The organism is Escherichia sp. WS338 (genome assembly GCF_046486405.1).
GTDB classification, from domain to species: Bacteria; Pseudomonadota; Gammaproteobacteria; order Enterobacterales; family Enterobacteriaceae; genus Escherichia; species Escherichia coli.
In genome coordinates this window covers 101,564-127,497 of record NZ_JBJQLL010000002.1, presented here as the reverse complement: position 1 = coordinate 127,497, position 25,934 = coordinate 101,564, and the positions used below count along the sequence as shown (strand labels likewise).

General features: G+C 51.6%; 23 protein-coding genes and 1 pseudogene. 14 read left to right on the top strand and 10 right to left on the bottom strand.

Annotated elements, in window-relative coordinates; translation table 11 throughout:
• Positions 1 to 159 precede the first annotated feature (159 nt).
• Both lysP and cirA read left to right on the top strand, forming a co-directional pair.
• Positions 160 to 1,629: a lysine-specific permease gene (gene lysP, locus ACJHWT_RS02005; RefSeq protein ID WP_000253273.1), complete on the top strand. Its 1,470-nt coding sequence runs from the start codon at positions 160 to 162 to the stop codon at positions 1,627 to 1,629.
• Between the two features lie 292 nt (positions 1,630 to 1,921).
• Positions 1,922 to 3,901: pseudogene (gene cirA / locus ACJHWT_RS02000) on the top strand (catecholate siderophore receptor CirA).
• 31 nt (positions 3,902 to 3,932) lie between these two features.
• Here cirA and yeiG read toward each other — a convergent pair.
• The gene (yeiG, locus tag ACJHWT_RS01995) at positions 3,933 to 4,769 is read right to left on the bottom strand and encodes an S-formylglutathione hydrolase (protein WP_000425462.1); all 837 of its coding nucleotides are present in this window, start codon (positions 4,767 to 4,769) and stop codon (positions 3,933 to 3,935) included.
• Between the two features lie 257 nt (positions 4,770 to 5,026).
• On the opposite strand from yeiG, the gene folE reads away from it, so the two are divergent.
• From folE to mglC, 6 genes are all read left to right on the top strand, one after another.
• Entirely contained in the window at positions 5,027 to 5,695 is a 669-nt protein-coding gene (gene folE / locus ACJHWT_RS01990) for a GTP cyclohydrolase I FolE (RefSeq protein WP_001139613.1), read from the top strand.
• Between the two features lie 16 nt (positions 5,696 to 5,711).
• Entirely contained in the window at positions 5,712 to 6,869 is a 1,158-nt protein-coding gene (gene yeiB, locus ACJHWT_RS01985) for a DUF418 domain-containing protein YeiB (RefSeq protein WP_410232308.1), read from the top strand.
• 141 nt (positions 6,870 to 7,010) lie between these two features.
• A complete protein-coding gene (gene galS, locus ACJHWT_RS01980; RefSeq protein ID WP_000628659.1) occupies positions 7,011 to 8,051 on the top strand; it encodes an HTH-type transcriptional regulator GalS in 1,041 nt (346 codons plus the stop codon).
• A 279-nt stretch (positions 8,052 to 8,330) separates the two neighbouring features.
• On the top strand, positions 8,331 to 9,329 hold the full coding sequence (gene mglB / locus ACJHWT_RS01975) for a galactose/glucose ABC transporter substrate-binding protein MglB (RefSeq protein WP_001036964.1): 999 nt from the start codon (positions 8,331 to 8,333) through the stop codon (positions 9,327 to 9,329).
• 60 nt (positions 9,330 to 9,389) lie between these two features.
• A complete protein-coding gene (mglA, locus tag ACJHWT_RS01970) occupies positions 9,390 to 10,910 on the top strand; it encodes a galactose/methyl galactoside ABC transporter ATP-binding protein MglA (protein WP_000255032.1) in 1,521 nt (506 codons plus the stop codon).
• A 15-nt stretch (positions 10,911 to 10,925) separates the two neighbouring features.
• The gene (mglC, locus tag ACJHWT_RS01965) at positions 10,926 to 11,936 is read left to right on the top strand and encodes a galactose/methyl galactoside ABC transporter permease MglC (protein ID WP_001275118.1); all 1,011 of its coding nucleotides are present in this window, start codon (positions 10,926 to 10,928) and stop codon (positions 11,934 to 11,936) included.
• Positions 11,937 to 12,194: 258 nt separating this feature from the next.
• On the opposite strand, the gene preA is transcribed toward mglC, so the two are convergent.
• From preA to ACJHWT_RS01925, 8 genes are all read right to left on the bottom strand, one after another.
• Positions 12,195 to 13,430 carry an NAD-dependent dihydropyrimidine dehydrogenase subunit PreA gene (gene preA / locus ACJHWT_RS01960; protein ID WP_065203322.1) on the bottom strand — a complete coding sequence of 412 codons (1,236 nt, stop codon included), beginning with the start codon at positions 13,428 to 13,430 and terminating at the stop codon, positions 12,195 to 12,197.
• Complete coding sequence (gene preT, locus ACJHWT_RS01955; RefSeq protein WP_021539249.1) at positions 13,424 to 14,662, bottom strand: NAD-dependent dihydropyrimidine dehydrogenase subunit PreT; 1,239 nt, start codon at positions 14,660 to 14,662, stop codon at positions 13,424 to 13,426. Before preT ends, preA begins: the two co-directional genes overlap by 7 nt.
• 318 nt (positions 14,663 to 14,980) lie before the next feature.
• Complete coding sequence (locus ACJHWT_RS01950; protein ID WP_001561657.1) at positions 14,981 to 15,220, bottom strand: DUF2542 family protein; 240 nt, start codon at positions 15,218 to 15,220, stop codon at positions 14,981 to 14,983.
• A 2-nt stretch (positions 15,221 to 15,222) separates the two neighbouring features.
• Complete coding sequence (gene sanA, locus ACJHWT_RS01945) at positions 15,223 to 15,942, bottom strand: outer membrane permeability protein SanA (RefSeq protein WP_000920064.1); 720 nt, start codon at positions 15,940 to 15,942, stop codon at positions 15,223 to 15,225.
• 149 nt (positions 15,943 to 16,091) lie between these two features.
• Positions 16,092 to 16,976, bottom strand: coding sequence for a cytidine deaminase (cdd, locus tag ACJHWT_RS01940; RefSeq protein WP_000553553.1), 885 nt, complete (start codon positions 16,974 to 16,976; stop codon positions 16,092 to 16,094).
• A 129-nt stretch (positions 16,977 to 17,105) separates the two neighbouring features.
• Entirely contained in the window at positions 17,106 to 17,801 is a 696-nt protein-coding gene (locus tag ACJHWT_RS01935; RefSeq protein ID WP_000968208.1) for a CidB/LrgB family autolysis modulator, read from the bottom strand.
• The gene (locus tag ACJHWT_RS01930) at positions 17,798 to 18,196 is read right to left on the bottom strand and encodes a CidA/LrgA family protein (protein ID WP_001295452.1); all 399 of its coding nucleotides are present in this window, start codon (positions 18,194 to 18,196) and stop codon (positions 17,798 to 17,800) included. Before ACJHWT_RS01930 ends, ACJHWT_RS01935 begins: the two co-directional genes overlap by 4 nt.
• Positions 18,197 to 18,326: 130 nt before the next feature.
• Positions 18,327 to 19,235, bottom strand: coding sequence for a LysR family transcriptional regulator (locus ACJHWT_RS01925; RefSeq protein WP_001561655.1), 909 nt, complete (start codon positions 19,233 to 19,235; stop codon positions 18,327 to 18,329).
• 126 nt (positions 19,236 to 19,361) lie between these two features.
• On the opposite strand from ACJHWT_RS01925, the gene ACJHWT_RS01920 reads away from it, so the two are divergent.
• From ACJHWT_RS01920 to dusC, 6 genes are all read left to right on the top strand, one after another.
• Positions 19,362 to 20,720 carry an MFS transporter gene (locus tag ACJHWT_RS01920; RefSeq protein WP_065203323.1) on the top strand — a complete coding sequence of 453 codons (1,359 nt, stop codon included), beginning with the start codon at positions 19,362 to 19,364 and terminating at the stop codon, positions 20,718 to 20,720.
• Between the two features lie 11 nt (positions 20,721 to 20,731).
• Positions 20,732 to 21,760 (top strand): gentisate 1,2-dioxygenase, encoded by a 1,029-nt coding sequence (gene gtdA / locus ACJHWT_RS01915; RefSeq protein WP_021539248.1) that lies wholly within the window; start codon positions 20,732 to 20,734, stop codon positions 21,758 to 21,760.
• A 15-nt stretch (positions 21,761 to 21,775) separates the two neighbouring features.
• Positions 21,776 to 22,477, top strand: a complete 702-nt coding sequence (locus ACJHWT_RS01910; RefSeq protein ID WP_001561652.1) for a fumarylacetoacetate hydrolase family protein — start codon at positions 21,776 to 21,778, stop codon at positions 22,475 to 22,477.
• Positions 22,478 to 22,484: 7 nt separating this feature from the next.
• Entirely contained in the window at positions 22,485 to 23,129 is a 645-nt protein-coding gene (gene maiA, locus ACJHWT_RS01905; protein WP_000781176.1) for a maleylacetoacetate isomerase, read from the top strand.
• Positions 23,130 to 23,143: 14 nt separating this feature from the next.
• On the top strand, positions 23,144 to 24,337 hold the full coding sequence (locus ACJHWT_RS01900) for a 3-hydroxybenzoate 6-monooxygenase (protein WP_065203325.1): 1,194 nt from the start codon (positions 23,144 to 23,146) through the stop codon (positions 24,335 to 24,337).
• A 61-nt stretch (positions 24,338 to 24,398) separates the two neighbouring features.
• The gene (gene dusC, locus ACJHWT_RS01895; protein ID WP_021539247.1) at positions 24,399 to 25,349 is read left to right on the top strand and encodes a tRNA dihydrouridine(16) synthase DusC; all 951 of its coding nucleotides are present in this window, start codon (positions 24,399 to 24,401) and stop codon (positions 25,347 to 25,349) included.
• Between the two features lie 387 nt (positions 25,350 to 25,736).
• Here dusC and yohP read toward each other — a convergent pair whose 3' ends face one another.
• A complete protein-coding gene (gene yohP, locus ACJHWT_RS01890; protein WP_000691708.1) occupies positions 25,737 to 25,820 on the bottom strand; it encodes a small membrane protein YohP in 84 nt (27 codons plus the stop codon).
• Positions 25,821 to 25,934: the final 114 nt, after the last annotated feature.

The window sequence follows — 25,934 nt, the reverse complement described above, 5'->3', positions numbered from 1 at the left end:
AGCGCCCTCAGCATGCATTCGCCAGAAAAGAGATTGGCTGCTTTACTTATAATCCCTGGGCGATCATGAAGGTGTCTTATAACCGTGTATTTCTGCCGGAAGGATTGCCAATCGTCTGCTACAATCGCGCCTCATTTTTAAGATGGATAGCATTTTTGTATGGTTTCCGAAACTAAAACCACAGAAGCGCCGGGCTTACGCCGTGAATTAAAGGCGCGTCACCTGACGATGATTGCCATTGGCGGTTCCATCGGTACAGGTCTTTTTGTTGCCTCTGGCGCAACGATTTCTCAGGCAGGTCCGGGCGGGGCATTGCTCTCGTATATGTTGATTGGCCTGATGGTTTACTTCCTGATGACCAGTCTCGGTGAACTGGCTGCATATATGCCGGTTTCCGGTTCGTTTGCCACTTATGGTCAGAACTATGTTGAAGAAGGCTTTGGCTTCGCGCTGGGCTGGAACTACTGGTACAACTGGGCGGTGACTATCGCCGTTGACCTGGTTGCAGCTCAGCTGGTCATGAGCTGGTGGTTCCCGGATACACCGGGCTGGATCTGGAGTGCGCTGTTCCTCGGCGTTATCTTCCTGCTGAACTACATCTCAGTTCGCGGCTTTGGTGAAGCGGAATACTGGTTCTCACTGATCAAAGTCACGACAGTTATTGTCTTTATCATCGTTGGCGTGCTGATGATTATCGGTATCTTCAAAGGCGCGCAGCCTGCGGGCTGGAGCAACTGGACAATCGGCGAAGCGCCGTTTGCTGGTGGTTTTGCGGCGATGATCGGCGTAGCTATGATTGTCGGCTTCTCTTTCCAGGGAACCGAGCTGATCGGTATTGCTGCAGGCGAGTCCGAGGATCCGGCGAAAAACATTCCACGCGCGGTACGTCAGGTGTTCTGGCGAATCCTGTTGTTCTATGTGTTCGCGATCCTGATTATCAGCCTGATTATTCCGTACACCGATCCGAGCCTGCTGCGTAACGATGTTAAAGACATCAGCGTCAGTCCGTTCACCCTGGTGTTCCAGCACGCGGGTCTGCTCTCTGCGGCGGCGGTGATGAACGCAGTTATTCTGACGGCGGTGCTGTCAGCGGGTAACTCCGGTATGTATGCGTCTACTCGTATGCTGTACACCCTGGCGTGTGACGGTAAAGCGCCGCGCATTTTCGCTAAACTGTCGCGTGGTGGCGTGCCGCGTAATGCGCTGTATGCGACGACGGTGATTGCCGGTCTGTGCTTCCTGACCTCCATGTTTGGCAACCAGACGGTATACCTGTGGCTGCTGAACACCTCCGGGATGACCGGTTTTATCGCCTGGCTGGGGATTGCCATTAGCCACTATCGCTTCCGTCGCGGTTACGTATTGCAGGGACACGACATTAACGATCTGCCGTACCGTTCAGGTTTCTTCCCACTGGGGCCGATCTTCGCATTCATTCTGTGTCTGATTATCACTTTGGGCCAGAACTACGAAGCGTTCCTGAAAGATACCATTGACTGGGGCGGCGTAGCGGCAACGTATATTGGTATCCCGCTGTTCCTGATTATTTGGTTCGGCTACAAGCTGATTAAAGGAACTCACTTCGTACGTTACAGCGAAATGAAGTTCCCGCAGAACGATAAGAAATAAGTTTCCTCCCTTCCTTGCTAAGCCCTCTCAACCGAGAGGGCTTTTTCAATTCCATTTCCCTGACAAATCATGCGGATATAAAATTTAACATTTGGATTGATAATTGTTATCGTTTGCATTATCGTTACGCCGCAATCAAAAAAGGCTGACAAATCAGAGGCTGGTCTGGCTTTCTGGGATGATCACCTGCATACAAATAAGTCCACCGCGATGCTGCCATACGCAAGGGGACGTGAAGAAGATGTGAGCGATAACCCATTTTATTTTCGTAGTTACCTCATGGAGATATGGAATGTTTAGGTTGAACCCTTTCGTACGGGTCGGGCTGTGTTTGTCCGCTATTTCTTGTGCATGGCCTGTGTTAGCGGTCGATGATGATGGCGAAACGATGGTTGTCACTGCATCTTCCGTTGAGCAAAACCTTAAAGATGCACCCGCCAGTATCAGCGTCATTACCTAGGAAGACCTGCAGCGAAAACCGGTACAGAATCTGAAGGATGTCCTCAAAGAAGTGCCTGGCGTACAACTGACGAACGAAGGGGATAACCGTAAGGGCGTTAGTATTCGTGGTCTGGACAGCAGCTACACCCTGATTCTCGTCGACGGTAAACGCGTTAACTCCCGCAATGCCGTCTTCCGCCACAATGATTTCGATCTGAACTGGATCCCGGTCGATTCCATCGAACGTATTGAAGTGGTCCGTGGCCCGATGTCGTCGCTGTACGGTTCCGATGCGCTCGGCGGTGTAGTGAATATCATCACCAAAAAAATCGGTCAGAAATGGTCGGGTACCGTTACCGTCGATACCACCATTCAGGAACATCGCGATCGCGGTGATACCTATAACGGTCAGTTCTTTACCAGCGGACCATTAATTGATGGTGTGCTGGGAATGAAAGCTTACGGCAGCCTGGCAAAACGTGAAAAGGATGACCCGCAAAACTCAACGACCACCGATACCGGAGAAACGCCGCGTATTGAAGGATTCTCCAGCCGCGACGGCAATGTGGAATTTGCCTGGACACCGAATCAAAATCACGATTTTACTGCCGGATACGGTTTCGACCGTCAGGATCGTGATTCCGACTCGCTGGACAAAAACCGCCTGGAACGCCAGAACTACTCCGTCAGCCATAATGGGCGTTGGGATTACGGCACCAGCGAACTGAAATACTACGGTGAGAAAGTCGAGAACAAAAACCCTGGCAACAGCAGCCCGATAACTTCCGAAAGCAATACGGTCGACGGCAAATACACGTTGCCGCTGACGGCGATTAATCAGTTTCTCACGGTTGGCGGTGAATGGCGTCACGACAAACTTAGCGATGCGGTGAACCTGACTGGGGGAACCAGCTCCAAAACATCTGCAAGCCAGTACGCGCTATTTGTTGAAGATGAATGGCGGATCTTCGAGCCGCTGGCGCTGACGACCGGCGTACGTATGGACGATCATGAAACCTACGGTGAACACTGGAGTCCGCGTGCCTACCTGGTTTATAACGCCACCGACACCGTAACGGTGAAAGGGGGCTGGGCGACGGCATTTAAAGCACCTTCTCTGTTGCAACTTAGCCCTGACTGGACGAGCAATTCCTGCCGTGGCGCATGTAAGATTGTGGGTAGCCCGGATCTGAAACCAGAAACCAGCGAAAGTTGGGAGCTGGGGCTTTACTACATGGGCGAAGAAGGCTGGCTGGAAGGGGTTGAATCCAGCGTTACCGTTTTCCGTAACGATGTGAAAGATCGTATCAGCATCAGCCGTACGTCTGACGTCAATGCTGCACCAGGCTACCAAAACTTTGTTGGTTTTACAGCGAACGGTGTGCCGGTATTTAGCTACTACAACGTTAACAAAGCACGTATTCAGGGCGTGGAAACCGAGCTGATAATTCCGTTCAACGATGAATGGAAACTGTCACTCAACTACACCTACAACGATGGTCGTGATGTCAGCAACGGCGAAAATAAACCTTTATCCGATCTGCCGTTCCATACCGCTAACGGTACGCTGGACTGGAAACCGCTGGCGCTGGAAGACTGGTCATTCTATGTTTCCGGACACTATACTGGGCAGAAACGCGCCGACAGCGCGACGGCTAAAACACCGGGCGGTTATACCATCTGGAATACCGGTGCGGCCTGGCAGGTGACTAAAGACGTCAAACTGCGCGCAGGCGTGCTGAACCTTGGCGACAAGGATCTCAGTCGTGACGACTACAGCTATAACGAAGACGGACGTCGTTACTTTATGGCAGTGGATTATCGCTTCTGATGAGAAGATGCCCGGCGAACCGGGCGGACTTTCACTTCAGTAAATACTGCGCATGGAAGCGCAGGTGATCCTCTATAAAAGAGGCGATGAAGTAGTAACTGTGATCATATCCCGGCTGAATACGCAGCGTCATCGGCCACGCTTTCTGGCGGGCGGCTTCTGCCAGCACTGCGGGTTGCAGCTGGTCGGCAAGAAACTGATCATTATCACCCTGATCGATAAGCGTCGGGATCGCATCCTGCGCGTTACTGGCATACATCAGCGCACAACTGTCCCATTCCAGCCATGCATTTTTGTCCTCACCTAAATAGCTGCTAAACGCTTTAATGCCCCAGGGTACGCTGCATGGATTCACAATCGGCGCAAAGGCGGAAACGCTGGTGTATTTGCCCGGGTTTTTCAGCGCCATAATCAGCGCACCGTGACCACCCATTGAATGACCGCTAATAGCGCAGCGGTCGCTGACATTAAATTGCGACTGAACCAGCGCCGGTAATTCATCGCGCAGATAATCATACATCCGGTAATGCGTCGCCCACGGCGGTTGCGTGGCATTAAGATAAAAGCCTGCGCCCTGGCCTAAATCGTAGCCATCGTCGTTGGCAACCTGTTCGCCGCGCGGGCTGGTGTCTGGCATCACCAGTACAATCCCCAGTTCTGCCGCCACGCGCTGGGCACCCGCCTTGGTGGTGAAGTTCTCGTCATTGCAGGTTAATCCGGAAAGCCAGTACAGCACTGGTGGCGGGGTGTGATCACGAGGTGGTGGGAGAAAGATACTGAACGTCATCGGACAGTTTAAGGTACTGGAGTCGTGTCGCCAGCGTTGCTGCCAGCCTTCAAAACAGCGGTGCTCTTCGAGCATTTCCATGCGTGGCTCCTTGTTGTGTTGTTTGCAATTTCTTCATCATACCGTTTATTCAATGTGCTGTGAGTAACTTTCACTTCCGTATTTGCATAACGATGTTTTAACATCTGCTGATGAAAGGCAGCGGCAATTACAATAATTATCGCTGTGAATACTGGATTATGTGCGCCGCCTCACGCACAATAATCAGGCTGTAAATCAGCTTAATAACTTTGCCCCCACGCAGGGCGGAGGCGTCACACCTGCAGGAGAAATCATAAATGCCATCACTCAGTAAAGAAGCGGCCCTGGTTCATGAAGCGTTAGTTGCGCGAGGACTGGAAACACCGCTGCGCCCGCCCGTGCATGAAATGGATAACGAAACGCGCAAAAGCCTTATTGCTGGTCATATGACCGAAATCATGCAGCTGCTGAATCTCGACCTGGCTGATGACAGTTTGATGGAAACGCCGCATCGCATCGCTAAAATGTATGTCGATGAAATTTTCTCCGGTCTGGATTACGCCAATTTCCCGAAAATCACCCTCATTGAAAACAAAATGAAGGTCGATGAAATGGTCACCGTGCGCGATATCACTCTGACCAGTACCTGTGAACACCATTTTGTTACCATCGATGGCAAAGCGACGGTGGCTTATATCCCGAAAGATTCGGTGATCGGCCTGTCAAAAATTAACCGTATCGTGCAGTTCTTTGCCCAGCGTCCGCAGGTACAGGAACGTCTGACGCAGCAAATTCTCATTGCGCTACAAACGCTGCTGGGCACCAATAATGTGGCTGTCTCTATCGACGCGGTGCATTACTGCGTGAAGGCTCGTGGCATCCGCGATGCAACCAGTGCCACGACAACGACCTCTCTTGGTGGATTGTTCAAATCCAGTCAGAATACGCGCCACGAGTTTCTGCGCGCTGTGCGTCATCACAACTGATAAAAAGGCAGGAACCGTGGAGCGCAACGTCACGCTCGATTTTGTTCGCGGCGTCGCCATTCTGGGGATCCTGCTATTAAACATCAGCGCCTTTGGGCTACCAAAGGCGGCTTATCTCAATCCCGCCTGGTACGGCGCTATTACGCCACAGGATGCATGGACCTGGGCATTTCTCGATCTCATCGGCCAGGTGAAATTCCTCACGCTTTTTGCGCTGCTGTTTGGTGCTGGCCTGCAAATGTTGCTGCCCCGTGGCAGACGCTGGATCCAGTCGCGGTTAACGCTGTTAGTCTTGCTGGGCTTTATTCACGGTTTATTGTTCTGGGACGGCGATATTCTGCTGGCTTACGGGCTGGTGGGCTTAATCTGCTGGCGGCTGGTGCGCGATGCGCCATCGGTAAAAAGCCTGTTTAATACCGGCGTCATGCTTTATCTGGTGGGTCTTGGCGTTTTGCTGTTATTGGGGTTGATTTCCGATAGCCAGACCAGCCGCGCCTGGACACCTGATGCATCGGCTATTTTGTATGAAAAGTACTGGAAACTTCACGGCGGCGTTGAAGCGATCGGTAATCGTGCCGATGGTGTTGGCAACAGTTTACTGGCACTGGGCGCACAGTATGGCTGGCAACTGGCAGGGATGATGCTCATTGGTGCGGCGCTGATGCGCAGCGGCTGGCTGAAAGGGCAGTTCAGCTTACGTCACTATCGTCGTACTGGTTTTGTGCTGGTGGCGATTGGGGTGACCATTAACCTTCCTGCCATCGCCCTGCAATGGCAGCTGGACTGGGCGTATCGCTGGTGTGCCTTCTTACTTCAAATGCCGCGGGAACTGAGTGCGCCGTTTCAGGCGATTGGCTATGCGTCGCTGTTTTATGGCTTCTGGCCGCAATTAAGCCGCTTTAAGCTGGTGCTGGCAATCGCCTGTGTCGGACGGATGGCACTGACCAACTATCTATTGCAAACGCTGATTTGTACTACGCTTTTTTACCACCTCGGTTTGTTTATGCAGTTTGACCGTCTGGAGCTGCTGGCGTTTGTTATTCCGGTATGGCTGGCGAATATCTTCTTCTCTGTTATCTGGCTGCGTTACTTCCGCCAGGGGCCGGTGGAATGGCTCTGGCGTCAGTTAACTTTGCGTGCTGTCGGACCGACAATATCTAAAACATCAAGATAACGATCTGGATCACATTCGTTAACAAAACGGCTGTAACCGTTTCCATTGCTGTGACTCGATTCACGAAGTCCTGTATTCAGTGCTGACAAAATAGCCGCCAGCAAGCAGTCATTTACTGCAATCTCATAACAGGTAGTGAATATGATCACCATTCGTGATGTAGCGCGTCAGGCTGGCGTCTCTGTGGCAACGGTTTCCCGAGTGCTCAATAACAGCACGCTGGTCAGTGCCGACACGCGTGAAGCAGTAATGAAAGCCGTTAGTGAGCTGGATTATCGACCAAATGCCAATGCCCAGGCGCTGGCAACTCAGGTTAGCGACACCATTGGCGTGGTGGTGATGGACGTTTCTGATGCGTTTTTCGGCGCGCTGGTAAAAGCGGTGGATCTGGTCGCCCAGCAGCATCAGAAATACGTGCTAATCGGCAATAGCTATCATGAAGCGGAAAAAGAGCGTCACGCCATTGAGGTGTTAATTCGCCAGCGTTGTAATGCATTGATTGTTCACTCAAAAGCATTGAGTGACGATGAACTGGCACAATTTATGGATAACATTCCCGGTATGGTGTTAATCAACCGCGTTGTGCCGGGGTACGCCCATCGTTGCGTTTGCCTGGATAATCTCAGCGGTGCCCGAATGGCGACGCGCATGTTGCTGAATAACGGTCATCAACGTATTGGTTATCTTTCTTCCAGCCACGGCATTGAAGATGACGCCATGCGTAAAGCAGGCTGGATGAGTGCGTTGAAAGAGCAGGATATTATTCCGCCGGAAAGTTGGATTGGCACTGGCACGCCTGACATGCCGGGCGGTGAGGCGGCGATGGTTGAACTGCTGGGGCGCAATCTACAACTTACCGCTGTATTTGCTTATAACGACAATATGGCCGCTGGCGCACTGACAGCATTAAAAGATAATGGCATTGCGATTCCGTTACATCTCTCCATCATCGGTTTCGATGATATTCCCATCGCCCGTTACACCGACCCGCAATTAACGACCGTACGTTATCCCATTGCTTCAATGGCGAAATTAGCCACCGAACTGGCCTTGCAGGGGGCAGCAGGCAATATTGATCCTCGTGCCAGCCACTGTTTTATGCCGACGTTAGTGCGTCGCCATTCTGTCGCAACACGCCAGAATGCGGCGGCGATCACTAACTCAACAAATCAGGCGATGTAACCGCTTTCAATCTGTGAGTGATTTCACAGTATCTTAACAATGCGATAGCTATGATTGCACCGTTTTAACGTTGTAACCCGTATGTAACAGTGAATAATCACTTTCACCGAGGTAATAGCGTCATAACAACAATTAAAGCCGTTTTCTGGAGCGTTACCGGGCATGGAAGAACGAATTTTAAAAAGTGAGCTTCGGCGTTCAGTAACACTTCATTAACTCTACTGCTCCGCCGAGCATTTATCTCAAGCACTACCCTGCATAAGAAAAACCGGAGATACCATGAATAAGAAGGTGTTAACCCTGTCTGCTGTGATGGCCAGCATGTTATTCGGTGCCGCTGCACACGCTGCTGATACTCGCATTGGTGTAACAATCTACAAGTACGACGATAACTTTATGTCTGTGGTGCGCAAGGCTATTGAGCAAGATGCGAAAGCCGCGCCAGATGTTCAGCTGCTGATGAATGATTCTCAGAATGACCAGTCCAAGCAGAACGATCAGATCGACGTATTGCTGGCGAAAGGGGTGAAGGCACTGGCAATCAACCTGGTTGACCCGGCAGCTGCGGGTACGGTGATTGAGAAAGCGCGTGGGCAAAACGTGCCGGTGGTTTTTTTTAACAAAGAACCGTCTCGTAAGGCGCTGGATAGCTACGACAAAGCCTACTACGTTGGCACTGACTCCAAAGAGTCCGGCATTATTCAGGGCGATTTGATTGCTAAACACTGGGCGGCGAATCAGGGGTGGGATCTGAACAAAGACGGTCAGATTCAGTTCGTACTGCTGAAAGGTGAACCGGGCCATCCGGATGCAGAAGCACGTACCACTTACGTGATTAAAGAATTGAACGACAAAGGCATCAAAACTGAACAGTTACAGTTAGATACCGCTATGTGGGACACCGCTCAGGCGAAAGATAAGATGGACGCCTGGCTGTCTGGCCCGAACGCCAACAAAATCGAAGTGGTTATCGCCAACAACGATGCGATGGCAATGGGCGCGGTAGAAGCACTGAAAGCACACAACAAGTCCAGCATTCCGGTGTTTGGCGTCGATGCGCTGCCAGAAGCGCTGGCGCTGGTGAAATCCGGTGCACTGGCGGGCACCGTACTGAACGATGCTAACAACCAGGCGAAAGCGACCTTTGATCTGGCGAAAAACTTGGCCGATGGTAAAGGTGCGGCTGATGGCACCAACTGGAAAATCGACAACAAAGTGGTCCGCGTACCTTATGTTGGCGTAGATAAAGACAACCTGGCTGAATTCAGCAAGAAATAAGACTGATTGGGCGCAGTCGTTTGCTGCGCCCTTATTGTATGGCCAACAAGGTAAAATTATATGGTCAGCTCAACGACTCCGTCTTCCGGAGAATACTTGTTGGAAATGAGCGGTATCAACAAGTCTTTTCCTGGTGTTAAGGCACTTGATAACGTTAATTTAAAAGTCCGGCCACATTCTATCCATGCATTAATGGGGGAAAACGGCGCAGGAAAATCAACATTATTAAAATGCCTGTTTGGTATTTATCAAAAAGACTCCGGCACCATTTTATTCCAGGGTAAAGAGATCGATTTCCATTCTGCCAAAGAAGCGCTGGAAAATGGTATTTCGATGGTACACCAGGAGTTAAACCTGGTATTACAACGTTCGGTGATGGATAACATGTGGCTGGGGCGATATCCCACCAAAGGCATGTTTGTCGATCAGGACAAAATGTACCGCGAAACCAAAGCGATTTTTGATGAACTGGATATTGATATCGATCCGCGTGCGCGCGTCGGCACATTATCCGTTTCGCAAATGCAGATGATCGAAATCGCCAAAGCGTTTTCCTATAACGCGAAAATTGTGATTATGGATGAACCGACTTCTTCGTTAACCGAAAAAGAGGTCAATCATCTGTTCACTATTATTCGTAAATTAAAAGAGCGCGGCTGCGGTATTGTTTATATCTCACATAAAATGGAAGAAATCTTCCAGTTATGTGATGAAGTTACCGTATTGCGCGACGGTCAGTGGATCGCCACTGAACCGCTGGCAGGACTGACGATGGACAAGATCATCGCCATGATGGTTGGGCGTTCTCTTAACCAGCGTTTCCCTGACAAAGAAAACAAGCCGGGCGAAGTGATTCTTGAAGTGCGTAACCTGACGTCGCTGCGCCAGCCGTCGATTCGCGATGTCTCGTTTGATCTGCATAAAGGGGAGATCCTCGGTATTGCCGGTCTGGTGGGGGCGAAACGTACCGATATTGTTGAGACGTTATTTGGTATTCGCGAGAAATCGGCTGGCACCATTACGTTGCACGGCAAAAAGATCAATAACCATAATGCCAACGAAGCCATAAACCACGGATTTGCACTGGTAACTGAAGAGCGCCGCTCAACGGGAATTTATGCCTATCTGGATATCGGTTTTAACTCGTTAATTTCCAATATTCGCAACTACAAAAATAAAGTTGGTTTACTGGATAACTCGCGGATGAAAAGCGATACCCAGTGGGTGATTGATTCGATGCGGGTAAAAACACCGGGGCATCGGACGCAAATTGGTTCGCTCTCCGGCGGTAATCAGCAAAAGGTGATTATTGGTCGCTGGCTACTAACGCAACCAGAAATATTAATGCTCGATGAACCGACGCGCGGTATTGATGTCGGAGCGAAGTTTGAGATCTATCAGTTAATTGCCGAACTGGCGAAGAAAGGCAAAGGGATTATTATTATCTCCTCTGAAATGCCTGAGTTGTTAGGGATAACAGACCGTATTCTGGTCATGAGCAATGGTCTCGTTTCCGGAATTGTCGATACAAAAACAACAACGCAAAACGAAATTCTGCGTCTTGCGTCTTTGCACCTTTAAGATTAGGGGCTTCCCATGAGTGCGTTAAATAAGAAAAGTTTTCTTACTTACCTGAAAGAGGGCGGTATTTACGTCGTTCTTTTAGTTTTGCTGGCAATTATTATTTTCCAGGACCCAACATTTTTAAGTCTGTTGAACTTAAGTAATATTCTCACCCAGTCATCGGTGCGTATTATTATCGCGCTCGGTGTGGCAGGGTTAATTGTCACCCAGGGGACCGACCTTTCTGCAGGTCGCCAGGTGGGGCTGGCGGCAGTAGTAGCGGCGACGTTATTGCAGTCCATGGATAACGCCAACAAAGTGTTCCCGGAAATGGCGACGATGCCGATTGCGCTGGTTATTCTGATTGTCTGTGCCATTGGTGCGGTGATCGGTTTGATCAACGGTCTGATTATCGCCTATCTCAACGTGACGCCGTTCATTACCACGCTCGGCACGATGATCATCGTCTATGGCATCAACTCGCTCTATTACGACTTTGTCGGGGCGTCGCCGATTTCTGGTTTCGACAGTGGCTTCTCTACCTTTGCTCAGGGCTTTGTCGCGCTGGGGAGTTTCCGTCTCTCTTACATCACCTTCTACGCGTTGATTGCGGTGGCGTTCGTCTGGGTGTTGTGGAACAAAACCCGCTTCGGTAAGAACATTTTTGCCATTGGCGGTAACCCGGAAGCGGCGAAAGTATCTGGTGTCAACGTCGGCCTGAACCTGCTGATGATCTACGCGTTGTCTGGCGTGTTCTATGCCTTCGGCGGGATGTTAGAAGCCGGACGTATCGGCTCTGCCACCAACAACCTCGGCTTTATGTATGAACTGGATGCTATCGCGGCGTGCGTGGTGGGCGGCGTATCGTTCAGCGGCGGTGTGGGGACGGTGATTGGCGTGGTGACCGGGGTGATTATTTTTACCGTCATCAACTATGGCCTGACGTACATCGGCGTAAACCCATACTGGCAGTACATCATCAAAGGGGCGATTATTATCTTCGCCGTGGCGCTGGATTCACTGAAATACGCACGTAAGAAGTGATGTGATTGTGGGTATTGCCGGATGCGCCGCATCCGGCAATCGGTGCCATATGCCGGATGCAACGCTGGCGCGTTTTATCCGGCCTACAATGAGCGCAACATACTGATCTATATGGGTTTATATGCCGGATGCAACGCTTGTGCGTTTTATCCGGCCTACAATGAGAACAACATATTGATTTATATGGTTTTGTAGGCCGGATAAGGCGTTCACGCCGCATCCGGCGACAGGAGCCAAATGCCGGATGCAACGCTGGTTTTACAACGTTACCGGGTGTTCTTTCTCTCCCTTCTTAAACTTCACTTCTCCGAGATCAATACAACCCACCGGGCAGACGTGACCACAAAGCAGGCAACCAACACATTTCTCGGTATTACAATGCGGTGTACGGGTTTTCTCGCTCCATTCCATCGCCTGGTGACCGCCGTCGTAACAGGAAATATAACAGCGTCCACAGCCAACACATTTATCGAGATTGATATGGGGATAGACAATATAACTGCGGTCTAAATCTTCCGCCGGGACAATATTGTTATTCGCCAGACCTACCATATCCTGCAACGAATCAAACCCTTGATCGGCGAGATAATGCGACAACCCGCTCGCCATATCTTCCACTATCCGATACCCGTACTGCATAATGCCGGTGGTCACCTGCAACGTCGCTGCACCGAGCAATAAAAACTCTGCCGCATCTTCCCAGGTTTCAATACCGCCGATACCGCTGATTGGGAAATCGCGCAGCTCTGGATGGGTGCGCATTTGCTGAATAAAGCGCAGGGCGATCGGTTTTACCGCTTTACCGGAATATCCGGAAATACTCGATTTACCGTTAACGATCGGCATACCGATTTTCTGATTAAGATCGATATTGGTGATGGATTTAACGGTGTTAATCGCCGCAATGCCATCTGCACCGCCGCGTTTTGCCGCCAGCGCCACTTCGCACATATCACCGATATTCGGCGTCATCTTCGCCAGCATTGGCAGCGTGGAACCACGTTTTACTGCCCGACAATATTTTTCTACCAGCTCCGGGCTTTGCCCGACATCGCTACCCATCGCATGAGAAGTCATTTGCGGACAGGAGAAGTTACACTCGATCATATCCGCGCCAGCTTCTTGCACCAGACGCGCCAGCTCTTCCCATTGCTGCTCATTTTCGCCCATGATTGAAGCGATCAATACTTTGTCCGGGTAATCTTCTTTCAGCCGACGCAGTGCGGCCAGATTATCTTCCAACGGATCTTCAGCAATCTGCTCCATATTTTTGAAGCCGATAAAACCGGTATCTTCTTTCACCAGATGATCAAAACGCGGCGAGACTTCGTTGGCGATAAAAAAACCGATCGTTTTAAACACCACGCCACCCCAGCCTGTGTCGTAGGCTTTGGCACACATCTCATAGCAGTTGCCTACCGGCGAAGAAGAGAGGCAGAACGGGTTGGGAAACTTCACGCCGCAAAAGGTAATAGAAAGATCTTTCGTTAACATGAGCAAGCTCCCTCTAAATAATGATGAATCGCCCCGGCGGCTTCTTTCCCGGTTTTCACTGCATAGACCACGGTTTTGTCACCCTCAACAATATCGCCAGCAGCAAAGACTTGCGGATCGCGGGTCTGGTAATTTTGTGTATTGATGGTGTTACGCTGCGGCTCTAACTCCGCAAAGGCATCCAGTCTGGCATGCTGACCGACGGCGAGAATAATTTTATCTGCCGCCATCGTCAGTTCGCCCGGTAACCGTACATGCTTAAACGTGACTTTATTGCCTTCCACGGCTACTGGCGTGAATCCATCAATGATCGAAACGCCCAGCTCCCGGGCGCTGGCAAACTCTTTTTCGCTTGCCGGAAACTCATCTAACTCTTCACGCGCTACGCAAGTTACTGCCTGACAGCCGAGAACTTTCAGCGTGCTGGCTACGTCCATCGCGACATCACCGCCGCCGATAATTAATGCGCTTTGTGGAATGCTGATATCGCCTTGCGCCTGTCGTGCACGTTGCAAGAAGTCGACGGCAATCTCAACGTCGCTATGCTCAAACAGTGGTAGCCCCGAACCGCTCGATAACCCCACAGTGACCAGTACCGCGCGGTTTTCCGCTTTCAGCTGCTCCAAGGTGAGTGTTTTACCGATTTCTTTATTGCACTTAATGGTCACGCCCATTTTTTCAATACGGGCGATTTCTGCATCCAGTACTGATTGCGGTAACCGGAATTGCGGAATGCCGTTACGCAACCAGCCACCGGCTTGTGCTTCTTTCTCATAGATCGTGACGTCATAACCCTGGTTTGTCAGTGTCACACTGGCCTGCAATCCGGCAGGACCCGCGCCAATAATGGCGACTTTGCCGAGCGTTTTAGTACCGGGTTGATAAATTTCCATCCCAGTTTGTTGTTCAAAATCAGTAACAAAACGCTGTAAGCGACCGATATCAATGGGAGTATCAACACCGGCACGGGTACAACCGCTTTGGCATAATTTCTCCGTCGGGCACACTCTGGCACAAACGGCACCGAGGGCATTATTTTCACGAATTGTCTCGGCAGCGCCTTTAAAATTACGAAAGTAGATTGAGCGAATAAATTTCCCCGGATCGGTCTGTGCCGGGCAAGCCTGACTACAGGGGGCGTCATGGCATAATAAACAGCGAGAGGCTTCTTTAATCGCCAGTAACGGTGTAAAAGCCGGAGTGAGTTCATCCAGATAATTTTGTTGCGGCATGTGATCTTCCTTAATGCTATGAGTAATTAAGGCGAACGCTAAATATACTCGTCATACTTCAAGTTGCATGTGCTGCGTCTGCGTTCGCTCACCCCAGTCACTTACTTATGTAAGCTCTTGGGGACTCACTCACTTGTCGCCTTCCTGCAACTCGAATTATTTAGAGTATAAATATTGCGTGCTGATATTAAGGCTATGCGCGTGGGGAAATTTAAACTGTGAAAGGATTCACAAATAGCTGCGGTTCAGAATGTTATATCCGCAGCTTATTGAGTGAAGTAATAATTATTCTCAATAATTAACAGAAAAGAGAAAATATTAACGATAGAAAATAAGATAAACAATCATGCCGATAGATAAAATTCCGAAGCCGATATATGCCACCATATAAGCGAAGAAGAGTCCGGGATTTTTTGCTCGCCAGACATACACCGGTTCCGGTGCATTTTTAACCCGTTTATCAATCGCGCCTGCGCGCCAGCCTTTCCATGCTTCGCGGAAACAAAATACCGGGATAAGGAAAAAAACGGCAACGACAAAAAACTGCTGTACATCCATAACTACTTTCCTTGTTTCTTTTGTAATTCAAGTAACTGTTCGGGTGTGACGGCGGGATACCCCTGCGCATCTTCAGGCACCTGGTGCATAGCCGGAATAGGGACCAGCGGCCCTAAAAAACGCGGTTCACGTTTAAAAATATAAAGGTCAGCCAGCGCACCGAAACGGGCGGCAAATTCGCGAATACGTACTGACAGCATATCTTTCGGTGACGGTACGGCATAACACTGAGCCTGAATCCCCATATGCAGCGCAATAAATAATGCCCGCTCACAGTGGAAACGTTGGGTGATAATAATGAAATCATTAGTATCGAAAACTTTGCGTGTACGCACGATGGAATCCAGCGTACGAAAGCCTGCGTAATCGAGAACAATATCTGATGGGTCGACACCAGCAGCGATTAAATCTTTGCGCATGGTCATCGGCTCATTATAACTTTGCAATGCGTTATCGCCGCTCAGTAATAGATAATTTACCTTACCGCTGTTATAGGCATTAATCGCTCCTTGAATGCGGTAGCGATAATACTGATTAATTACGCCAGTCCGATAATATTTTGCTGTGCCGAGCACCACACCGACCTGGCGGTAGGGGAGATCCTGCAATTCGTCGTAGATATAAGGCGCGGTTTTCCAGCTCATCCAGCGATCGAGGCCGAGCACAGTCAACAGCAGCAAGCCGATCAGGACTAACAGGCTGAGGAACACGCGCTTTAACATGCAGGAGACTCGATCTAAGGAAAATTTCCATCAGGCTACTTTACCCGCTGGTTTTGCGCAAGAAACGGCAAACTGTTTGCCGGGATTTTCGACACCAGGAAAGGGCTGGCAAGCCGGACAAGGCGTTCACGCCGCATCCGGCACCAGGCTTAAGCGAGAAGCACGCGGTCGATATTGTGACAGCCGAGAGCTTTCAGCGTTGCGGAGGTGGCATCCCACTGAATCAACGGCGCATCGGCTTTTTCTGCCAGAACCGCGCGCTGGATATCCGGGTAATCATAACCCTTGAGATTCAACAGAATTAACGCCCCCTGCAACGGCGGCAGAGTCGGGTTGAATGCGGCGTTTTCAGCGTAGCTGCCGCTGAAAATACGACCGTCTTTACATTCCAGCGCGACACCGCTTGGCGACTTACTGTAAGGCATGTGCGAACGGTTTGCCGCCGCAATCGCCGCCTGAGAAAGCGCATCACCAGTCAGCGCATAGCCGTGATCCTGCTCGTCCATCAGCAGCGTTTTAATCTCCAGATCTTTCGGCCCAAAGGCATCCGGTAGATAGTCACGCAGCGCGTGTGCCTCGCGTCCCGGAAGATGAATACGCAGATCCAGACCGCTGTTCAGTTCATTCATAAACTGACGGCAGTGACCACAAGGCGTGTAGTTAACGGTGATCGCTGCAAGCGCTTTTTCACCACTCAGCCAGGCGTGGCTGATCGCGCTTTGTTCGGCATGAACGGTTTGCTGCATTGTCGCACCAATAAATTCCATATTGGCACCGAAATACCAGGTTCCGCTCACACCGCGCGCAATTGCGCCAACATTAAAATTCGACAATGGCGTACGCGCACAGGCTGCCGCCAGCGGAAGTAGTGCGAATGCCAGCGCGTCTTCGTCCAGCCCCGTTGCGCTCTTCAGCGATGAGACTTGCTCCCCGGTCAACAAAGCGGGGAAGTACTTGTCTGCCAGAATAGGTTCCAGTGCAGATTGCAAGTTATCCGCAAGTTGGGCAAAAGCGGTTTGAAAACGTGGATGCATGGCGTTGCCTCATAATCATGTAATGGGATAACAGTTTACGAACCCGTTATGGCTTTATATGTGATCTGAATCTCATTAATTATGCAACGCGTGAAACTTACATCAAAAATGCGCGACGCATCGCAAATTTTAGCCCATTACTGCCAGAATAATCGGGAAAAGGAACGGTGCGATCAGCGAAGTAATAATCCCGCATAACACCAGCGCCAGCGAACTAAATGCACCTTCCTGATAATCCAGCTCGGCGCAGCGCGCCGTACCGAGGGCGTGCGAGGCTGTGCCCATTGCCAGACCGCGCGCAGCTTTGGTACGAATACGCATCGCATTAAGCAATGTATGGCCAAACACAGCGCCGAGGATGCCGACGAAAATCACGCAAACTGCGCTGATTGCCGGAATACCGCCAATACTGCCGCCAACCGCCATTGCAATAGGCGTGGTGACTGATTTCGGCAGGATTGACGCGGCGATTTCCGGTGAAGCGCCCATCAACAATGCCACAGAAGTCCCCGTCACCATCGCAACCACGCTGCCGATAAAACAGATGGTGATGATCGATTTCCAGCGCGCGCGGATCTGGTGCAGCTGCTCATATAAAGGATAGGCCAGTGCGACAACCGCCGGTTGAAGCAGATCGTTTAGCACTTCGCTACCTTTAAAGTAGCTGTCGTAAGAGATGCCGGTCAGCATTAAAAAAGGAATGATCACCACCATTGCTACCAGCAACGGGTTAAGCAGGGGAAACTTATACCGTGCCGCCAGTTTGCGGGCGGCAAAAAAGACAATCAACGTCAGCGGTAATGACCACCAGATATTCGCCATCATTCTTCTGATCCTTTCTGACCTACGACTTTACGTTCACCGTGCACCAGTTGTGAACTCCAGCTCACCACCAGAAAAACCACCAGCGTACTGACTGCACAGGAAACCACTACCGGACCAAACTGTGCGCGGAGCAAATCAAAATATTGCATGACGCCTACACCAATCGGCACAAACAATAGCGCCATATAGCGAATCAGTACGTAGCACCCCGGATTGACCCATTTCGCCGGAAGAATTTGCAAGGCCAGCAGGACAAACAGGATCAGCATCCCGATGATGCTGCCCGGAATGGTTACCGGTAGCAGGGAAGCAATGAAAATGCCTGCATACAGGCAGGCATAAATCAGGACAAAAGCACGTAAATATTGCCAGATAATGTTCAGTGTCTTACTCATAATCAACACCCCAGATGAGATGGATTCATCATACAATTAATTCGTAAAACGTGCTACCGATCACATTAAGAAATCTCAGCATAGTTGAATTTTAGGGACGTAACCTCGGGCGAGCGCCCAGTTCAGCACACTAATTCTGCTGTAAAAAGTGCAGAAACTGACTTAAAGCATAAGAAGGCGTTTCGTTATTGCGCCAGAACACACCGACGCTGCCTTTCTGTTCTATCTTTGGCAGGTTGAGAATCACCAGTTGTCCCTGGCTGGCATAACGTTGCGCCAGGCGTAATGACAAAATAGAGATCATATCGCTGCTTTGTAACAGGTTGGTACTGACGTTCATCGACGCCGACTCAATCGTGTTTTCTGGCAGCATCACGCCGTGGTCTACCAGCGCATTATCAATGCTGATGCGGATGGGGGTACCTGTCGGCCAGACTATCCACCGCCAGTTAGCAAGATCATTCCAGCTGAGGGTGGCGTATTTCGCCAGTGGATGCTCAGGACGGGCGACAAAACACACCGGCTCGGTGTAGAGCACGCGATAATTCAGCGGCAGCTGCAACGCGCGACCGCCAATTCGCCCAACCACCACATCGACAGAACCTGCCAACAGATCTTGCAGCAATGGGGTCATCACCTTCTCTTCGATATTCAGGTGTAGAGTTGGCATCTCCTTGAGCAAATGCAAAATCGCCTGGGATACGCAGTCAGTGGCGACGGGAGAACAGCCAATTTTCAGACTGCCGACCAGTCCACCTTGTTTAAAACGGGCCAGTTCATGTTGCGAGCGCTCCATGTCATTGATTAACCGTTGGGCATGTTGCAATAACAATTTGCCGCCTTCAGTAGGACGAAGTCCTTTGCTGTGCCGCTCAAAGAGTGTGAGGCCGATCTCATCTTCGAGTTGTGACAACCATTTCGACAGCGCAGGCTGGGTGATATTCATCATCCGCGCGACATGGGTCAGATTGCCCTGTTCACCCAGCGCCACCAGCATTTGCAGGTGATGAAGCTTTAGTTTCTGCGCCCAGTTTGCCATTTGCCATAACCTCCAGGTTATCTCTCTGTCCGAAATGCCATTGTACATTTCATCTCTTTAATCACAATATCGCAACATACATAAAACAAATGAAACATCTACCTTACCTGCACTGAGGCATTTACTATGACTCAACGACGTGATTTACAAGCACTGATCGATGCTGCTCCGGTCGGCAAGATGCAGTGGCGCGTTATCATCTGCTGTTTTCTGGTGGTAATGCTCGATGGTTTTGACACCGCGGCTATCGGCTTTATCGCCCCTGATATTCGCACTCACTGGCAACTCACCGCAGGCGATCTCGCCCCGCTTTTTGGCGCGGGTCTGCTGGGGTTAACCGCAGGCGCACTGCTTTGTGGTCCGTTGTCCGATCGCTTTGGCCGCAAACGGGTGATTGAGCTGTGCGTCTTTTTGTTTGGCGCGTTAAGCCTCGCCTCGGCTTTCTCACCGGATCTGCAAACGCTGGTATTCCTGCGTTTCCTCACCGGCCTTGGGCTGGGTGGCGCGATGCCAAATACAATTACCATGACCTCGGAATATCTGCCTGCCCGCCGCCGCGGCGCGCTGGTGACGCTGATGTTTTGCGGCTTTACCCTGGGTTCGGCGTTTGGCGGGATTGTCAGCGCGCAGCTGGTGCCGGTGATTGGCTGGCACGGGATCCTGGTGTTGGGTGGCGTATTACCGCTGATGCTGTTTGTTGCACTGCTGGTGCTTCTGCCGGAATCGCCACGCTGGCAGGTGCGCCGCCAGCTACCCCAGGCGGTGATTGCGAAAACCGTCAGCGCCATCATCCGCGAGCGTTATGTCGATACCCACTTTTATCTCATTGAATCAGCCTCCGTTACAAAAGGCAGCATTCGTCAACTGTTTATGGGGCGTCAGTTACCCATCACGTTGATGCTGTGGGTGGTGTTCTTTATGAGCTTGCTGATTATTTACCTGCTCTCAAGCTGGATGCCAACGCTGCTCAACCATCGCGGCATCGACCTGCAACATGCCTCCTGGGTTACCGCCGCGTTCCAGATTGGCGGTACGTTGGGCGCGCTGGCGCTGGGCGTGCTTATGGATAAGTTCAATCCTTTCCGCGTACTGGCGCTGAGCTATGCCATAGGCGCTGTATGCATCGTGATGATTGGCTTAAGCCAGGACGGATTATGGCTAATGGCGCTGGCGATTTTCGGCACCGGCATTGGCATCAGCGGATCGCAGGTGGGGCTGAATGCGCTGACCGCAACACTTTATCCAACACAAAGTCGCGCCACGGGCGTGAGCTGGTCAAACGCCGTGGGCCGCTGCGGCGCGATTGTTGGCTCGCTGTCTGGCGGCGTTATGATGGCGATGAATTTCTCTTTCGACACCCTGTTTTTCATTATCGCTGTGCCCGCGGCGATCAGTGCGGTGATGTTAACCCAGCTGATCACCGTGGTTCGCCAGTCGACCTCTGTCCCTGACTCACTGCCTCACGCAGGTGTTGTGAACGAATAAGGAGCATCCCAATGACTGATAACAATCAAAATAGCCGCGAGCAATTTTATCAGCATATTTCCGGGCAAAACCTGACCCCGCTGTGGGAGTCACTGCACCATCTGGTGCCAAAAACGCCCAACGCTAACTGTGCGCCAGCGTACTGGAATTATCAGGAGATCCGCCCGTTGCTGCTGGAGAGCGGCAGCCTGATTGGCGCGAAAGAAGCCGTGCGCCGCGTGCTGGTGCTGGAAAACCCGGCGCTGCGCGGGCAGTCTTCCATCACCGCGACTTTATATGCCGGTTTGCAACTGATCATGCCGGGCGAAGTGGCACCGAGTCATCGCCATAACCAGTCGGCGCTGCGTTTTATTGTTGAAGGTAAAGGGGCATTCACCGCCGTTGATGGCGAACGCACGTCAATGAATGAGGGCGATTTTATCCTGACCCCGCAGTGGCGCTGGCACGATCACGGTAACCCTGGCGACGAACCGGTTATCTGGCTCGATGGGCTGGATCTGCCATTAGTGAACACTCTGGGCTGCGGTTTTGCCGAAGATTACCCGGAGGAGCAACAACCAGTAAGGCGTAAAGAGGGCGATTACCTGCCGCGTTACGCTGCCAATATGTTGCCGTTGCGCCATCAGACCGGGAACTCCTCGCCCATCTTTAACTACCGTTATGACCGTAGCCGCGAAGTGCTACACGATTTAACCCGCCTGGGCGATGCCGATGAGTGGGATGGCTACAAAATGCGCTACGTCAACCCGGTCACCGGTGGCTATCCGATGCCGTCGATGGGCGCTTTCCTGCAACTGCTGCCGAAAGGGTTTGCCTCACGCGTGGCGCGTACCACTGACAGCACCATCTACCATGTGGTGGAAGGTAGCGGGCAGGTCACTATCGGCAATGAAACCTTCAGCTTTAGTGCAAAAGATATCTTCGTGGTGCCGACCTGGCACGGCGTGTCGTTCCAGACCACGCAAGATACCGTTTTATTTAGTTTTTCGGACAGACCGGTACAAGAAGCCCTGGGGCTGTTCCGCGAAGCACGTTATTAATTTGGGAGAGAGAAAATGACTCAATACGTATTCGAACCACAAGCGCCCGTTACCGTACCGGTTGTTGGCAGTGATGAACAATTCCCCGTACGCCGCGTTTACTGCGTCGGACGTAACTATGCCGCCCACGCCCGCGAAATGGGCTTTGATCCGGATCGTGAACCGCCATTCTTCTTCTGCAAACCGGCGGATGCCATTGTTCCGGTTGCCGCTGGCGAAACGCTGGCGCTGCCGTATCCGGCGCAGACCGATAACTACCATTATGAAATTGAACTGGTGGTGGCGATTGGTAAAAAAGGCAGTGATATCCCGCTGGAAAACGCCCATGAATATGTCTGGGGTTATGCCACGGGTCTTGATATGACTCGCCGTGACCGTCAAATGGAAATGCGCCAGATGGGCCGCCCGTGGGAAATCGGCAAAGCGTTCGATCTCTCGGCCCCCATCGCGCCGCTGCACAAAGCCAGCGAAACTGGCGGTATTGACAACGCACCTATCTGGTTACAGGTTAACGGCGAAGATCATCAGCGCAGCGATATTCGTCATCTCATCTGGTCAGTGAATGAAACCATCAGCTACCTGTCAGGCTTCTTTGAACTGCAACCGGGCGATCTAATCTTTACCGGTACGCCGGAAGGGGTTGGCTCAGTAGTCAAAGGTGATGTGATCACGGGCAACGTCGAGGGCTTAACGCCTATCGCGGTGAAGATTGTCTGAGGTGATGATGAAGCTGTACAGTTTTTTTAATAGTTCAGCGTCTTACCGGGTGCGCATTGCGCTGGCGCTGAAGGGTATCGATTACCAGACCGAAGGGGTGAATATCCGCATTGGTCAGCAAAACGAACTGGCCTACCGGCGGATGAATCCGGTCGGGCTGGTGCCGACGCTGCTGACCGACGAGGGCGAATCACTCGGACAATCGCTGGCGATTATTGACTGGCTGGAGAGTCACTACCCGCAAGTTCCGCTGATGCCGCAGGAAGAACCGGCCCGCAACAAGGTGCTGGAAATTGTCTATGCCATCGCCTGCGATATTCATCCATTGAATAACCTACGCGTGCTGCGCTACCTGACCGAAGAGCTGAACGTCAGTGAAGAAGATAAAAAACGCTGGTATGCGCACTGGATCCAGCAAGGGTTAAGCGCGGTGGAACAGCTACTGCGCCAGAGCCAGTCGGGGCAATTTTGTGTGGGCGAGACGCCGACGCTGGCAGATTGCTGCCTTGTTCCACAGTGGGCGAACGCGCTACGTATGAACTGCGATCTGAGCGGGTATCCGCGCTGCAAAGCGGTATACGACGCCTGCACGCAGCTGCCAGCGTTCATTGCCGCAGCGCCAGAAAATCAACAAGATAAAATTTCAGCCTGACCAGGAGAACCATAATGACTAAAGTGACACGCGCAGTAATTGTGGGAGGCGGGATCGGCGGTGCGGCAACTGCATTGTCACTGGCCCGCCAGGGGATCAAAGTGGTGCTGCTGGAAAAGGCGCATGAGATCGGTGAGATTGGCGCAGGTATCCAGTTGGGGCCAAATGCGTTTTCGGCGTTGGATAGCCTCGGCGTCGGCGAAATCGCCCGCCAGCGCGCGGTATTCACCGATCACATCACCATGATGGATGCGGTAAACGCCGAAGAAGTGGTGCGCATTGAAACCGGTCAGGCCTTTCGCGATCATTTCGGCGGCCCTTACGCGGTGATCCACCGGGTTGATATTCACGCCTCGGTGTGGGAAGCGGTACTGACGCATCCGGACGTGGAATATCACACCTCCACCAACGTCGTGGATATTCGCGAGACAGAAGACGATGTCACCGTTTTCGACGATCGCGGCAATAGTTGGATCGGCGATATTCTGATTGGCTGTGACGGCGTGAAGTCAGTGGTGCGCCAGAGCTTATTGGGCGATGCGCCGCGTGTCACCGGGCATGTGGTCTACCGTGCTGTTATCGATTGTGCCGATATGCCGGAAGATTTGCGCATTAACGCACCAGTACTGTGGGCGGGGCCGTGCTGTCACTTGGTGCATTACCCTTTACGCGGCGGCAAGCAGTATAACCTGGTGGTGACATTCCACAGCCGCCAGCAGGAAGAGTGGGGCGTGAAGGATGGCAGTAAAGAGGAAGTGCTCTCTTACTTTGAAGGGATTCACCCCCGTCCGCGCCAGATGCTGGATAAACCGACCTCCTGGCGACGCTGGTCAACCGCCGACCGTGAACCGGTAGCGAAGTGGGGAACGAAGCGCATTACGCTGGTGGGCGATGCGGCCCATCCGGTGGCGCAGTATATGGCGCAGGGTGTCTGTATGGCGCTGGAAGACGCGGTAACACTGGGTAAGGCGCTGGCGCAGTGTGAGGGTGATGCGGCACAAGCCTTTGCGCTGTATGAGTCGGTACGTATTCCGCGCACCGCGCGCATCGTCTGGTCGACCCGTGAAATGGGGCGGGTTTATCATGCCGCAGGAGTAGAGCGCCAGGTACGTAACCTGTTGTGGAAAGGGAAATCGCAGGCAGAGTTTTACCGCGGCATGGAGTGGCTGTACGGCTGGAAAGAAGATAACTGTTTGCAACCACGCTGAGTACTTTAATCCGCTGACCATAGGCGCTAACATAGCGCCTCATTTTTTTGCGGGTGATGATATGCGTGTGTTACTGGCTCCGATGGAGGGGGTACTTGACTCTCTGGTGCGTGAATTGCTGACCGAAGTTAACGACTACGATCTGTGCATCACCGAGTTTGTCCGCGTGGTGGATCAACTGCTGCCGGTAAAAGTCTTTCATCGCATTTGCCCTGAGCTACAAAACGCCAGCCGGACACCAGCCGGTACGCTGGTGCGCGTGCAGTTGTTAGGTCAGTTCCCACAATGGCTGGCAGAGAATGCCGCCCGTGCGGTCGAGTTAGGTTCCTGGGGCGTGGATCTCAATTGCGGCTGCCCGTCGAAAACGGTTAACGGTAGCGGCGGTGGGGCGACGTTACTCAAAGATCCTGAACTCATCTATCAGGGTGCAAAAGCGATGCGCGAAGCTGTACCGGCGCATTTGCCCGTCAGCGTAAAAGTGCGTCTGGGCTGGGACAGCGGTGAGAAGAAATTTGAAATCGCCGATGCGGTGCAACAGGCTGGCGCTACGGAGCTGGTAGTACATGGGCGGACAAAAGAGCAGGGTTACCGCGCGGAGCATATTGACTGGCAGGCGATTGGCGAGATTCGCCAGCGGTTGAATATTCCTGTGATTGCCAACGGTGAAATCTGGGACTGGCAGAGTGCGCAACAATGCATGACGATCAGCGGATGCGACGCAGTGATGATTGGTCGCGGGGCGCTCAATATTCCCAACCTGAGCCGGGTGGTAAAATATAACGAACCGCGAATGCCGTGGCCGGAGGTAGTTGCTTTGCTGCAAAAATATACCCGTCTGGAAAAGCAGGGCGATACCGGGTTATATCACGTAGCGCGGATTAAACAGTGGTTGAGTTATTTGCGTAAAGAATACGATGAAGCAACAGAATTATTTCAGCATGTTCGGGTGTTGAATAATTCTCCTGATATTGCAAGGGCTATTCAGGCCATTGATATCGATAAGCTGCGATAATAGTGGAATCGCAGCTTATCTGAGACAATGAATCGCTTATTCAGCTTCATCATCTTGTTGCGCTCCTTTCATGAGCTAAGCCACATATTGCCACTGGCGCAAGGAGCGCGCAGGGGGAGGACAATCGCCTCCTCCCCCTGCACCCCCGGGCTCTGGCGAACAAAATCGCCGCTGCGCGGTACCTTCAGCTTATCCCCTTCGGCTACCGGGTCGGGCGCGAGGTAACGTCCTTGTAAGACGCGCCCTCAGCCCACATCCATGTGGGCTGCCCCGGCCTTCGGGGAACGCTTCAGCGATTTTGACGCCACCAACACCGGAGGTGTTTGCAAATCAAGTACACAAAATATCTAGTTACTGACCTGACAACTTATATGCCATATTTGATTTTTAAAATATCATCTTAAATACGCCAGTCACCACCAGTAGCCCAATCAGGAAAATAATCAATACAGCCCAGAGTATAATTTTCATTGGCGTTCCTTTATTTGTGAGTGCTGAATAAGTATAGGAAAAAACGAAGCCCTTTGCCGTTATCCATAAACGATTAAGATAAATCGGAAGATATCATTCACTTAGTGTATATTT